This window comes from Paenibacillus sp. J22P218, from assembly GCF_056269195.1.
In genome coordinates this window covers 503,497-515,779 of record NZ_JBWDNL010000004.1, presented here as the reverse complement: position 1 = coordinate 515,779, position 12,283 = coordinate 503,497, and the positions used below count along the sequence as shown (strand labels likewise).

General features: G+C 50.5%; 13 protein-coding genes. 6 read left to right on the top strand and 7 right to left on the bottom strand.

The annotated features are described in order from the left end of the window. Positions 1–579, top strand: coding sequence for a Crp/Fnr family transcriptional regulator (locus AC0YN0_RS20415; RefSeq protein ID WP_475822894.1), 579 nt, complete (start codon positions 1–3; stop codon positions 577–579). Here AC0YN0_RS20415 and AC0YN0_RS20410 read toward each other — a convergent pair. The 3 genes from AC0YN0_RS20410 to AC0YN0_RS20400 form a co-directional block, all read right to left on the bottom strand. Next, positions 554–1,267 (bottom strand): DUF4386 domain-containing protein, encoded by a 714-nt coding sequence (locus tag AC0YN0_RS20410; protein ID WP_475822893.1) that lies wholly within the window; start codon positions 1,265–1,267, stop codon positions 554–556. The two genes, AC0YN0_RS20415 and AC0YN0_RS20410, sit on opposite strands and share 26 nt — an antisense overlap. A 98-nt stretch (positions 1,268–1,365) precedes the next feature. Further along, positions 1,366–2,418: a Gfo/Idh/MocA family protein gene (locus AC0YN0_RS20405; protein ID WP_475822892.1), complete on the bottom strand. Its 1,053-nt coding sequence runs from the start codon at positions 2,416–2,418 to the stop codon at positions 1,366–1,368. Next, positions 2,415–3,509, bottom strand: a complete 1,095-nt coding sequence (locus tag AC0YN0_RS20400) for an FG-GAP repeat domain-containing protein (protein ID WP_475822891.1) — start codon at positions 3,507–3,509, stop codon at positions 2,415–2,417. Before AC0YN0_RS20400 ends, AC0YN0_RS20405 begins: the two co-directional genes overlap by 4 nt. A gap of 157 nt (positions 3,510–3,666) precedes the next feature. Here AC0YN0_RS20400 and AC0YN0_RS20395 point away from each other — a divergent pair, with 157 nt between their 5' ends. The 4 genes from AC0YN0_RS20395 (at position 3,667) to AC0YN0_RS20380 (ending at position 7,584) form a co-directional block, all read left to right on the top strand. Continuing rightward, positions 3,667–4,518, top strand: coding sequence for a helix-turn-helix transcriptional regulator (locus AC0YN0_RS20395; RefSeq protein WP_475822890.1), 852 nt, complete (start codon positions 3,667–3,669; stop codon positions 4,516–4,518). A 138-nt stretch (positions 4,519–4,656) separates the two neighbouring features. Then, a complete protein-coding gene (locus tag AC0YN0_RS20390) occupies positions 4,657–5,337 on the top strand; it encodes a response regulator transcription factor (RefSeq protein ID WP_475822889.1) in 681 nt (226 codons plus the stop codon). Further along, a complete protein-coding gene (locus tag AC0YN0_RS20385; RefSeq protein WP_475822888.1) occupies positions 5,334–7,094 on the top strand; it encodes a sensor histidine kinase in 1,761 nt (586 codons plus the stop codon). The genes AC0YN0_RS20390 and AC0YN0_RS20385 overlap by 4 nt, the downstream gene beginning before the upstream one ends. Then, complete coding sequence (locus AC0YN0_RS20380) at positions 7,084–7,584, top strand: hypothetical protein (RefSeq protein ID WP_475822887.1); 501 nt, start codon at positions 7,084–7,086, stop codon at positions 7,582–7,584. The genes AC0YN0_RS20385 and AC0YN0_RS20380 overlap by 11 nt, the downstream gene beginning before the upstream one ends. 59 nt (positions 7,585–7,643) lie before the next feature. Here AC0YN0_RS20380 and AC0YN0_RS20375 read toward each other — a convergent pair whose 3' ends face one another. Further along, complete coding sequence (locus tag AC0YN0_RS20375; protein WP_475822886.1) at positions 7,644–8,393, bottom strand: YheC/YheD family protein; 750 nt, start codon at positions 8,391–8,393, stop codon at positions 7,644–7,646. Between the two features lie 153 nt (positions 8,394–8,546). Between AC0YN0_RS20375 and AC0YN0_RS20370 the strand changes: the two genes are divergently transcribed. Further along, complete coding sequence (locus AC0YN0_RS20370) at positions 8,547–9,731, top strand: ATP-grasp domain-containing protein (protein ID WP_475822885.1); 1,185 nt, start codon at positions 8,547–8,549, stop codon at positions 9,729–9,731. Positions 9,732–9,783: 52 nt separating this feature from the next. On the opposite strand, the gene AC0YN0_RS20365 is transcribed toward AC0YN0_RS20370, so the two are convergent. The 3 genes from AC0YN0_RS20365 to AC0YN0_RS20355 all read right to left on the bottom strand — a co-directional run bounded on the left by AC0YN0_RS20365 (position 9,784) and on the right by AC0YN0_RS20355 (position 12,248). After that, a complete protein-coding gene (locus AC0YN0_RS20365) occupies positions 9,784–11,151 on the bottom strand; it encodes a catalase (protein ID WP_475822884.1) in 1,368 nt (455 codons plus the stop codon). 125 nt (positions 11,152–11,276) lie between these two features. After that, a complete protein-coding gene (locus AC0YN0_RS20360) occupies positions 11,277–11,549 on the bottom strand; it encodes an alpha/beta-type small acid-soluble spore protein (RefSeq protein ID WP_442956425.1) in 273 nt (90 codons plus the stop codon). A 54-nt stretch (positions 11,550–11,603) separates the two neighbouring features. Then, entirely contained in the window at positions 11,604–12,248 is a 645-nt protein-coding gene (locus AC0YN0_RS20355; RefSeq protein WP_475822883.1) for a peroxiredoxin-like family protein, read from the bottom strand. Positions 12,249–12,283: the final 35 nt, after the last annotated feature.

Genomic DNA, 12,283 nt, shown 5'->3' with positions numbered 1-12,283 from the left:
ATGAAGCGTATATTGTTCGAGTATATGACCAAGTTTACAACGCTTAGCGACGAAGAACAGCTGGAAATCGCCGAACAAATCCCCGTCGAGGCATACAAAAAAGGAACCGTTCTCCTTGTGCAAGGAGACGTTTCTTCCAAATGTTATTTTGTGTTGAAAGGCTGCGTCAGGCAATATTCCGTTGATGAGTTTGGAAAAGAGGTTACGGCTAATTTTTATACCGAAGAGCAAGCGATCTCGATCTTCAATCACCATAAGCAGGATAAGTCGTCGGATTACACGTTTACATGCCTGGAAGACTCGGTATTGGTTGTAGGCTCTCTCAATCATGAAAGGGACATGTACAACCGATACAACCAATTGGAATCGATGACCCGAATCATGGTAGAGCAGTTTTTTGGCCTTGTGCAGGAGGAATTCGCTTCGTTTGTCGCTTCTACGCCCGAAGAACGGTTTAAAGCTCTATTGCGAAAACGCCCCCAGTTGATCGATCGCGTGCCCCAGCATCAATTAGCGAGTTATCTCGGAATGACTCCGGAATCATTAAGCCGAATTAAGAAGCGGGTTTCCATCCTCTGAACAGCAGCCATATTCCAAAGCCCAATTCTCCGGCCGTCATGGGCACGATAAATACATAATTAAGGATCGCGATTATTTGGTCGTATTGGGGAAGTAGCGCGCTGCTTAAGTGAATGGTTATATAGCCGAAGGAAGCAAGCAGAATGAGGATACCGATGATCTTAGGTATACGGTTTGATTTTAGGGCCAGATATCCGACAATCATGAGATGTCCTCCGAAAATAACTAAACCGATCGACCACATCGTTTCAAAGGCTTCCAGAAAAAGCATCACATATGCTTGAAGATGTTCCGTCTTTAGGACGGATAAATAATAAGGATTATAAGCGAGCAGCATGGCGAAAATGAGATTGAGCAGGGCAACTCCCAATATAGCCGTATAAATAAGACGGAAGCAGGCGCCTAGCAAGGAAATGTTCTTGTTGATCGGTTTAAGCAGAACGTAGAAAGCCCAAGCGACTGCGATATCGCAAATCAGGATAAGGAGCCAGCCCAGGATCTCGGCTTTGAACAGGAGCTCCGACGATAGGAGGTTATCCCATGTAGCGGCGGGGTCTCCCTGTACGACCAGACTTCCATGGGCAAAGCCGTAACAAAAAAACGCCGCGATGGCCATTATGATTAGCGAGATGCCCGCGGTTAGGGCGGCTAGGCGCTGCTCGGATTGTTCTGTTTGTACATGAATCATATAAAAAAACCTCCCTATTATCCAATATGGTTTCATCATAATTGGAGGATCATAGGGAGGCATTGACTTAAATCAAGACGGACAACAAAAAATCATTTCTATCGGTATTGCCGCATCAAACGAATATAGTCTCTGGCGATCTTAAGGTCCTCCAGCGCTTCCTTCGATTCGCAAGGGGCCGGGCGCTCGCCGCGTACGGCCGCGATGAAGTTCATCGCCTGCTGGCGCATCGCCGAACGGTTCGGCATGACGGGATGCTCATACGAAGGAGCGTCGCGACCATTGTCCTTCATGATAGTCACTTTACCGGCTTGCTGCCTAGCGAGCGGAGAAGGGAGGTCGACGCGGACAAACCCTTTCTCGAAGCAGACGAGCAGGCTTTCATGCCACTCGATCGATGTGTGGTAAGGTGCCATCTCCAGCGCAACGGTGATGCCGCTGTCGCTTTCCCCGTTCAGCACAATGCCTCTGCGGTCGGCGAACGTGACGCGGTACGGCTCCTTCAGCAGGAACCGTATCGCATTGACTTGATGGATGTAATAATTAACGAATACATCGAGCTGACGGTTTTCCTCTTCCGAGAATGCCGACGAGCCTGGTTCCTGCGGAATGGAAGGATAAGGCTCATCCGTAATAAGCGGAGCATCCGCGCCGCCGACCCAATCTCCGGGCGGCATGGTGACGCGAATGTATTGCAGCTGGCCGTAATCACCGCTTTGCTTCCACTCTTCGATGACTTTGGATGCGTGCTCCATCGCGGGGTCGGAACGTTTGTGATAGCCGACCATATGGAGCGTTCCGCTTTCCTCCGCGATCCTCACTAATTGCTCGCCTGCCTCGACGGTTAGAGTGAGCGGCTTCTCTGTGAATACCGGAATTCCCGCTCTTAGAATATCCGGAATGATAGCATGATGGGAACGATACTGCTGCGGGGCGACGATTGCATCCACGTCGGCGTTCGCGATGAGCTGCTGATACGTGCCGAACACTTGCGGGACGCCGTAGCGCTGCGCGACCAAACGCGCCTGCTGTTCGCGCACCTCCGCTATCGCCACAACTTCACATAGTTCATTCAATACGGCATAGTTGGACAGATGCGCCATCTGCCCCATGCCGCCTACGCCAACAAATCCGATTCTGAGCTTGCTCATCCTGTCATCTCCTCTGGTCCAAGATTCTCGAATACGTACAAGCCATCCGTTCCCGGTGCGACGATATCGGGGTAACCGTTGCCGGTAATGTCTTCAATCCACATATAGATGCCGTTGCCCGAAGCTTCACCTGCCGGCCCGAAGTCGATGATATGTTTCTCGAACTCGCCCCCCTTAATCTTGAAATAACAGAGGAACAGCGGATCGTCGAAGCCGGGATCGTCGTCATGCGCCAAGTACCGCTTGCCTGTTACTAATTCAAGCTCGCCGTCCAGATCGAGGTCGACCAGTGCCAGATCATGATATTGCGAGGCCGTCATATCGATCTCATGCTTAATCCAAGAACGGCTTCCGCTATCGCTTAGCACTTGTTCGTACCAGTGCAAGCCGTAGTCATGCGCCTGCCCGACGATCAGATCGGTTAACCCGTTGCCCGTAACGTCATGGCCGATGATCGGGACGCTGGCCGAGCCGAACGAAAACTCGGGATGCCACGCCCACGTTGCGGCGTAAGGATCCTCAGGCTGCTCTAGCCAGCCTCCCGACAGTACAATATCCATCCGGCCGTTGCCGGTGATATCGGCGAAGCCAAGGCCATGCCCGCTGGGCTCGCTTCCGATGACGATTTGGCGGAACCGCCCTGTTCCTTTGCCGGCCTCATCCGTAATGAGCTTGAAGAAAGCTTGCGGTGCTCCCGGGGTATTGGGAAATATCTCGGGTATGCCGCAGCCGTCAATATCCATGTAACGGATCGTCTCGATATTGGAGGACGGCGCGATCTGAATCGTTTCCCATTCCGCGTCATCGCGTCCGGGATTTTTGCGCCAATTCAGCGCGCCGCTCCACCAAGAGCCGGTAATGAGGTCTGTGTATCCATCACCGTCTACATCCATTGGAAAGTCCGAGAAGTCGTCGCGGTAGTGTCCATAGGAAGCCAATTCGCCTATTTTGTGCCGTCGTGTGTAATCGGGCCCTTCATACCAATAGGCGCCGCTGACGATATCCGGCACCCCGTCATTGTTGACGTCGAATACAGAGCATGCCTCGTAAGGCTCGTCGCTAAGCTTTCTTTTCCTGAAAACAATGGCCATGAGAATCGGTCTCCTTTCCGTCGAAAAAGTATTGTATATTTAGGTAAGCGCTTTAACCATGTATCTTGTATTCAATGTACAGCATTTATAAAATATAGATCAATGCGCATAGTTGGGGAATTGAGCTATTGAAAATTGCGTTTTGGGAGTTGTGGATATGCAGCAATCGATTATTGATCGTGTGCCGGAAATACTAGGTTGCTCCGTGATTACGCCTTCGCCGGGAGAGTCGTTTTACTTTCCGATGCATCAGCACGATAGCAATGCGGAGCTGCTGCTCATCCTCGAAGGAGAAGGTGAATTCCGGGTCGGCGGAACGGTGTATCACGCAAAGGCGGGCTCTCTGTTGTTCTACAATCGGGGCGTCTGGCACGAAGAGAGATCGACAAGCGGCAGGTTCTCGGCAGTCTATGTCGGCTACAGCGGCTTGCAATTGCGAGGGCTGCCTGCGGACTTTCTCTCGGGAACGGAGCAGCCGGCCATGCTGGAATTGAAGGATGCTTTTATTTCGGTTAAGCAGCTGTTCTTGGAATTGGTTGCGGAATGGGAAAGCGCCAAACCGGAAGCTGTCTTTCTTGCAAACGGTTTGTTGGGTCTGTTAATCGGCAGGATTGTGCGCATGATGCATTATGCGAAGGGCGAGGAGCCCAGGCGAAGGCCGGTCAAAGAGGCCGTCTTTCTGGCCAAGCAATACATGGAGGAGAATTATCCGTCCGAGGTGAACGTGGCAGACTTATCAAGCTTGGCGCATATGAACGCTTATCACTTTATCCATGTGTTCAAACGGGAGACGGGGGTAAGCCCCATTCAGTATTTGATTCGTTATCGCATGGAGGTTGCGAAGCAATATTTGGAGACGACGGAGCTGCCGATTGCGGACATTGCGGAGAAGGTCGGATACAGGAGCGAAACGTATTTTCAAAACCTGTTCAAAAAATTAACGGGCATGCCGCCTGGAAAGTATCGTTCATCGCGTCTGAAGCAAGATGCCTCGAACATGCTGCGCTAAGGACGTGTACACACGATGTACACAGCCGTTCTTTATAGTTAGCCTTAGCCAAACAAAGCGAGGTGAGTCAGGCGAATAGGGAGCGGGTAAATGGACAATATGTAACAAAGATTGCTTGTAGATGCGGAGTGCTCAGCCATGAATCGAAAAATATTATTAGTCGAAGACGATGTGCTTATGCGTGAATTTATAACGGACTATTTCAAAAAAGAACAGTGGCAGGTGTATGAGGCGGAGAATGGGAGAGTCGGGCTGGAATTGTTCGAACAAACTTCCGTCGACCTTGTCGTCCTGGACATTATGATGCCGGAAATGGACGGTTGGTCGTTATGCAGGCGCATTCGAGAGAAATCCGATGTCCCGATTATCATCATTACGGCACGGTCGGAGGACGATGATCAAATGATGGGATTCGAGCTTGGAGCGGACGAATATGTGACGAAGCCTTTAAGTCCGAGAGTGCTGGTCGCCCGGGCAACTGCTTTAATGAAGAGGAAAGAGGGGACGATGGGACGGCAAGGCGACATACTCAGCTATGGCGATCTGCTCGTCAACCGAATGGCTCATACGGTAACCGTAGCCGGAACGGCGATTAATTTGTCGCCGAAGGAGTACGAATTGCTGCTCTTCCTCACCAAGCATTACGGGAAGGTAGTGTCCCGCGAATATATTTTGGATGCGGTGTGGGGCTACGATTATTACGGCGACTTGCGTACCGTAGATACGCATGTTAAGAAGCTTAGAGCCAAGCTTGGAGATGAAGGCCGCTACATTCGCACCGTCATTCGTGCGGGCTATAAGTTCGAGCTGGAAGCATGAGAAAGCATAGCGTCGTCCGTAAGCTGTTCGTTGTCACATCCGTTCTGATCTTACTTGTTTTTTCCTTAGTCATGCTTGCGGAAGGCTTGTTCTTCGAACGATTCTACCGCGCTTCCAAGACGGATACCCTTGAGCGGAATATGAATCAATTCGCCGAACGATTCCGGCAATCCGAGGAGAGCGAACGTCTCGTCTCGCCGCTGCTCGGCACGTTCATGAATGAGAACGATGCGAGCACGGCTGTCTTGAATAGCCGGTTCGAACGTTTAACTTTAAACCCCTATTATATGAAGCTGGAGACGGAGGGCAAGATCGTTACGATCCTGATTCCGACAGCCGGGATGACGATGGATGCGATCCCGCAAGGGCTTCATCCCGGCGATGAGCTGGCGGTCGACGGAATCTTCATGGACGAGAAGGATACCGTACTGCATCCGGTCGTTATAAGTCCGACAAGCTCCGAGCCAGAAGTCGGAATGGTACGCGTGACAGGGGGAATTACCGATGTGCTGTTGCCCGAGAAGCGCTCCTACAACCCTCTGTATCAAGATACGATCATTGACGATGCGCTTAGCGAGTGGGTGCCGGAAGCGGGTTCCTTCCTTACTCGTTTGCAAAGCGGATCAGTCATACAGATGGATTGGAGGGATGAATGGAGCGGAGTCGAGTATGCCGTGCTCATCCGAGCATTGCCGGAGGACAGCCATGGAGCGCGTTACTTTATCGCGATGACCTCCCTCCAGCCTGTCGGGGAAGCGGTCGGGATATTAAAGCAATATGTCTTCTATATCGCGCCGATCATCGTCGTGCTCGTCATTCTTCTGTCCATGATCTATTCGAAAATCGTCTCGCGGCCGCTCGTGCAGCTAAGCCGTTCTGCAGAGCGCCTCGCTCGGCTGGACTTTACCGAGCAGCCATCCATCCATACGAAGGATGAGTTCGGCGAGCTATCGCGCAATATGACTGTATTATCCCGAAATTTGGACAGCGCTTTGCAGGAGCTTACGCTTGCCAATACGCAGATGCAGCAGGATATGAGAGAGAAAGAAAGATCCGAGGAGCTTCGCAAAGAGCTGATCGCGAACATATCCCATGAGCTCAAGACTCCGCTGGGTATCGTCAAAGGGTTTGCCGAAGGGCTGCAGGACGAGGTGGCAAGCGACAAGAGAGACCGATATCTTGCCTTAATCGTGAATGAGACGGATCGGATGAATGCGCTCATTATGGATATGCTGGAGCTTTCCAAATTCGAGGTGAAGGCTGTCCAGCTGCAGCCTAGACGTCTATTGCTGACGACTCTCATTCGGAAGGCGGCCGATTCGTTCGACCAGCAGCTGGAGAGTAGGCAGTTAGCCATTCGATTCATCGCGGATGAAGAGAAACCAATGTACGTTACGGCGGACGCTAGAAGGATGGAGCAGGTCGTATTAAATTTACTGAGCAATGCCATCCGTCATGCGACGCAGAATAGTACCATTACAATCCGTGTTAGACGAACATCCGAAGGTAAAGTAGCGACAACGATCGAAAATATAGGGTCGCCCATTGCCGAAGAAGATTTGAGCCGAATATGGGATCAATTCTACCGGGCCGAGCGTTCCCGGGATCGCAAATCCGGCGGGACGGGTCTTGGACTTGCCATTGTGAAGCATATTCTAGAGCTGCACGGGAGCGAGTATGGTGCGACGAACACGATATCAGGCGTTGCCTTTTCTTTTAACTTAAACGAAAGCAGGGAAGATCCCAATGAAAACTAAAAAATATATGTTACTCGTATTCACTATGCTTGTGCTGCTTCTAGCCAGTGCATGCGGCACGAAAACGGGCGCCGAAGCGCCTGCGGATGCGGCTACGTCGAAGCCGGAGGCTTCCAGTCCGGCGAATACCGAAAAACCAGCCGACGACGATAAGGCAGACGCAGATAACGAAATTTTGATCATCATTGATCAGACCCCGAAGCCAATCGAAGGGAATAGCTTTGATTTTACAGTGAAGCAGCTTCCTGAAGGATATGCTCTAGCAGAAATGCAGTGGGTTTCCGGGTCTAACAAAATCGTTAATTCGATCCAGGATGCAATTGCCCATGGAGGCAACGGAGAAGACGGATTTTATATTAGCGGAGACGGACAATTCATGGGCTTCTTCTATCCGGATACGATGAAGGATGAGAAGGGCGAGGTTATCTTCATCTTCAGAAATGAAGCGGGCAAGGAGCTGACTTGGAAGAAAGAGATCACGTTGAACTGATATCATAGCTTCATAACGCAACTAAGGCACCCGGCGGACGGGTGCCTTAGTTGCGTTTACTATTGCTTTCGATTCATAGCTTGGTATCTTCGAATCGTTCGATACATGCTGCGATCCTTCAAGTAGCGGAAGCCGCCTACCATCGGTGTACAGTTGGCTTCAATCATCCATACGCGGCCGTTCACATCGACTGCGAGGTCGTAGCCCCAGATCGTCTGTGCCTTGAAGGTGCGAGAGAATACTTTGGACGCTTTGAGCGACAAATAATCGAGGTCGGCCATCGTTTTTCCGATGTTTTTGATATGCGCTTGCTGGAGCGCTCTTCGAACCGTCTCGACATTCGCCCCTTGCTGGAGGTTCGTAACGACTGAGCCTTTCTTGCCGATCTTGGCATGCTTGCCGGTAATGATCCATTTGGAATCGCCTTTCTCGCGCTGTACGATGTAGCGGAAATCGATCAGCTTGCCTTCGACGCTAGCGAGCGCGATGCAATATTGGATAATGAGCGTCCGCTTCCCCTTTAATCTAGTAATTAAGGCAATCAGCGCGTCGCGTCCGGCGGCTTTTTCATTAACCCCCGAAGTCTGTACATGGTAAACCCCGTCACTTACTGTCGACACTTTAATGATGCCGACGCCGCCGGAGCCGACAACCGGCTTCAAAATAATATCCGGATAAAGATTCAGCAATTTCCATAGATTAGCGGACGAGTATCTGTATGATTTAGGAAGAAATCTGGCCAACGCTGGACTGTTCATTAATAGCTGATGCTTATACCACTTATTCCTTCGCAATTCGCTTGCTATCATAACCACACCCTCGCTCCATAGTCTATTTACTATACGAGAGAGCGATCGCGCATGACTGGTCGTTCGCCCGATTGTTAGAAAATAGATGGTAACCTACGGTTCATTTCTGCTAGAACGAATACACTAGCTTCTGAGTAATGTGAATCGAAGGGAATGGTAGAATTGGAGCCGCTTCTTACGCTTGAACAAATTTTCGGCCGTGGATATGTCATGAATGGCAGAGGCTCGTATCATAACAGCCAGTGGCTTCCTGGTGAGCTTGGTCAGGACTCATCCTCCGGCAGCTTGCTGACGATAGCCGGTGACATACCGATGTTCTGTCATACGGATGTCGGGAGAGACTGCTGTCTCGACTTGCTCCGAGCTGCCGGCCACCATGTCGGGGCCAATCTGCTTACTTACACGAATGCTGACAGCTACTATGCATTATTGAATGAATTGCAGCAAGACGGCAAAAACGTCATATTCAATTACGCGCATCTGCCGAATGAATTCGAGGCGGAACAATATTGGATCGAGAGGGAGCTGCTATTATTTCTGAACAATAAGCGGAATTTGTCTGAGCTCGTACCAGGGCGACATGTTCCAAACCGCGCTCTATTATCGATAGAACAATTTTTGAACAAGGACCGAGCTGCTTTTGATTATCCCTATGTAGTCAAGGCAGCTACTGATCAGCCTAACGGCGGGGGAATCGAGGTTGTTATTTGTTATTCGCCTGCGGATTTGGAACAGGCCAAGGAGCTTTTCGCCTCCTGTTCTTACGTTGTTATGGAGCAGTATCTCGACATCCGTAAAAATTTCTGCATTCAGTTCGCACAAACGGTTGATGGGGAACTGGTGTATTTGGGCTCGGCCGAGCAGATTATAAATAAACGGGGGAAATATTCGGGGAACTGGATGGATATGCATGACCAGCCGCCTGCCGAAGCGATCGATCTATGCAAGCAGGTTATGCGCAAAGCGGCAGAGCGAGGTTACTATGGATTCGCCGGCATTGATACGGTTATTACGGAGGATAAGGACATTTATATCATCGATCTGAACTTCCGGCAGAACGGGTCGACGGTGGCGCTTCTCTTTCAGAATAGTGTCGCAGAGGAGTGGAAGGCGACGGTGATGAAAGCGAGAAAATGGAAGTCGAATCTGAGCTTCGATGAATTCGAACTGCATGCCGGGGCGTTGATAGCGGATAAACGGCTGCTGCCGCTATGTATCTACAACCCGGCGATGCAGACTGCCGATAAGCCGATATTCCTGTCAGGCGCAGTCGTTGGCAAGTCCAAAGCGGATGTGTTGGAAACGGAACGGTATATGCTAGCGCTGGGATTCGAATAAGGCCGCATGAAGCAGCCCCCGACTTGTTATCAAGGCGGGGGCTGTATTATTTTTATAAGGCTTTATTGTGGGATTGAATTTGCTGGGTTACCCGCGCTCCTAGTTCTGCCGAAGCTTGGTGGAGGTATCCTAAGACGATATTTTGCGTTTCGGGCGAGATGCCGGCGAGATCGGCTGAAAGATTGCTTACCAGGTGGTCTTGCTGTTCCGAATCCAAAGCGCGATAATATTGGCCGGCTTGCGTGAAGTTATCTGGTTTGGGTATTTCGGAACGCGTTAGACGCCCTTGGACATGTTCGCCGTTACCGCTGGTCACAAGGGAAGCGGGAGTCCAATGTTGTTGATGGTTGATCGGAACTTTGCGGTAATCAGGTCCCATTCTATAGCGCTGCGAGTCCCCGTAAATATTGGCGCGGCCTTGCAGCATCTTATCATTCGATAACTCGGCGCCTTCCAGCAGGTTAGAAGGGGAGAAAGCGATTTTTTCAACTTGTTCCATATAGTTATCGGGATTACGGTTTAATACGAGACGGCCTACCGGGAGCAAAGGATATTGCTGCTCATCCCAGATCTTCGTATCATCGAGCGGATCATAAGGGAGTGCAGCTTCATCTTGAGGGTCCATAAGCTGTACATAAAGTCCGTATTCAACGGGTTTTCCCGCTGCAAGCGTGTCATATAGATCTTTGCCCGCGTAATCGGGATTGTCGCAAGCGAGCCTAGCAGCCTCATGACGATCGATATATTGGACGCCTGCCAACGGAATCCAGTGATACTTTACGTAGGAGCGCACGCCTTGATCATTTCGCCATACGTACGTATTTACACTGTGGCCCGGGATGTGGCGGAGACTTTTGACCGTTCCTCTATCCGAGTAGAGCCATACGAGAAAGTTGGTCGCCTCTGGCGCTCTGGCTATGAAACTCCAAAATCGCTCGGGATCCATCAGATTGTTAACGGGCGATGGCAAGAAGGCTTTGATGGACTCGGGAAAGCGTATCGCGTCACGTACTAGAAAAACGGGAATATGATTGCAAAGCAAATCGAAAACGCCGTGCTCGGTATAAAACTTCGTGGAAAATCCGCGCACATTGCGAGAAGTATCCGGAGTACCTTTGTTGCTTACGGCAAGGGAAAACCGTACCGTAACGGGAACCTGCTGACCAGGCTGCTGCAAAAAGCAAAGCTTCGTATACGGGGCCATGGAATGAACGGTTTGAAAGTATCCGAAAGCGCCATAACCTTTGACGTGGACCGGTCTTTCCGTTATTTTCGTATGTACAAAGGTTTCGAGCGTCTCGTGCAAAATATGATCTTGTTCCAGCACAGGTCCTCGGTCTCCGACCGTCTGCGAGTGAAAGGCGGCTGATATATCTGGTATATCGCCCGCCCGTGGAGAAGATTTATGATTGTCTTCCATAATCCGAACCTCCCAAAAAAATTTCAATCCCCTGATCCTTGCTATCCTATTCACGGATGGCATCTATTAGTACAAGATAAGGGGGATGAAATTAGTTAGTCGGTGGTTGGACTGGTTTCGCTTATTTAATCCTGCTTAGACAGTTTATCTTGCGCAAGCCGAATCATTTCCCGAACCATCGAGCCGCCGATTTTGCCTCCGATATGCCCCGCATCTTCGGTTGATAATTCACCGTTGTAGCCTGACTGGAGCGGGATGCCGAGCTCCTTGGCAACCTCGAATTTCACGTCGTCCGGTCGATTCGGATTAACGGCGTAGCCTTCGCGCTTCATGACATCGGCTTTGAACGCTTGCATGGCTTGCTCCGCACCGGGCACTGTATATCTTCTTCTAGCCAATATGGACACTTCCTTTCATTTTGCTTGTAGTGTGCCCTTATGATCGGAAGTTGATTAAAGCTTCTGCAATTGATCGACAATGGCGTGAGGTTCAGGCCGCTGCATGAAATCGGGATTCGCATAAGCGAAGCGGATGAGGCCGGTCGTATCGATGATGAATGTGGAAGGAATGGGGAGAAACCAGCGGTCGGTTGCATTATATTCAGTGAGATTCACTTGGAGTGTATTTGCCATCTTATGCTGCAGGGCAGAAGGAACATCGAATAATACGCCATAACGGTCGGCTGCTATGCCGTTCGTGTCGCTGAGAACTTGGAAACGAAGGTCCTCTTTCTGCTGCTGGGACAGCGTGTTGTCAGGGCTTTGCGGACTTAAGGCAATTAATTGAGCGCCCAGTGCCTCGATACCTTGCAGAATGCTCTGATAAGCTCGAAGCTGCAGATTGCAGAAAGGGCACCAGCCTCCGCGGTAAAAGGTTAATACGACGGGACCTCGTTCAAGCTGTTCATACAGGTTTACAGCAGCACCTTGCGCATTGTTAAGCGTAAAATCTTGCGCTTGCTGCCCTTCCTGTAAGCCGTAAACCGTTCCCGATTGCTTCTGCTCGACCATTAGGCGATAGATTTCATCCTGAACGTCTGCAGGCACTTTAACTGTAAACTGTTTTTTAGCTTCGTCCAGCAACGCATTGAGTAACATAGGTTATTCTCCTCCTGTACATTCATTTCGGGAAA

Excerpts from the sequence above, each read along its gene's own strand:
- AC0YN0_RS20405 (WP_475822892.1), bottom strand. The coding sequence starts at position 2,418 with ATGAGCAAGCTCAGAATCGGATTTGTTGGCGTAGGCGGCATGGGGCAG.
- AC0YN0_RS20355 (WP_475822883.1), bottom strand. The coding sequence starts at position 12,248 with ATGTTACTCAATGCGTTGCTGGACGAAGCTAAAAAACAGTTTACAGTT.
- AC0YN0_RS20380 (WP_475822887.1), top strand. The coding sequence starts at position 7,084 with ATGAAAACTAAAAAATATATGTTACTCGTATTCACTATGCTTGTGCTG.
- AC0YN0_RS20410 (WP_475822893.1), bottom strand. The coding sequence starts at position 1,267 with ATGATTCATGTACAAACAGAACAATCCGAGCAGCGCCTAGCCGCCCTA.
- AC0YN0_RS20395 (WP_475822890.1), top strand. The coding sequence starts at position 3,667 with ATGCAGCAATCGATTATTGATCGTGTGCCGGAAATACTAGGTTGCTCC.
- AC0YN0_RS20390 (WP_475822889.1), top strand. The coding sequence starts at position 4,657 with ATGAATCGAAAAATATTATTAGTCGAAGACGATGTGCTTATGCGTGAA.
- AC0YN0_RS20400 (WP_475822891.1), bottom strand. The coding sequence starts at position 3,509 with ATGGCCATTGTTTTCAGGAAAAGAAAGCTTAGCGACGAGCCTTACGAG.
- AC0YN0_RS20370 (WP_475822885.1), top strand. The coding sequence starts at position 8,547 with ATGGTAGAATTGGAGCCGCTTCTTACGCTTGAACAAATTTTCGGCCGT.
- AC0YN0_RS20385 (WP_475822888.1), top strand. The coding sequence starts at position 5,334 with ATGAGAAAGCATAGCGTCGTCCGTAAGCTGTTCGTTGTCACATCCGTT.
- AC0YN0_RS20365 (WP_475822884.1), bottom strand. The coding sequence starts at position 11,151 with ATGGAAGACAATCATAAATCTTCTCCACGGGCGGGCGATATACCAGAT.
- AC0YN0_RS20415 (WP_475822894.1), top strand. The coding sequence starts at position 1 with ATGAAGCGTATATTGTTCGAGTATATGACCAAGTTTACAACGCTTAGC.
- AC0YN0_RS20375 (WP_475822886.1), bottom strand. The coding sequence starts at position 8,393 with ATGATAGCAAGCGAATTGCGAAGGAATAAGTGGTATAAGCATCAGCTA.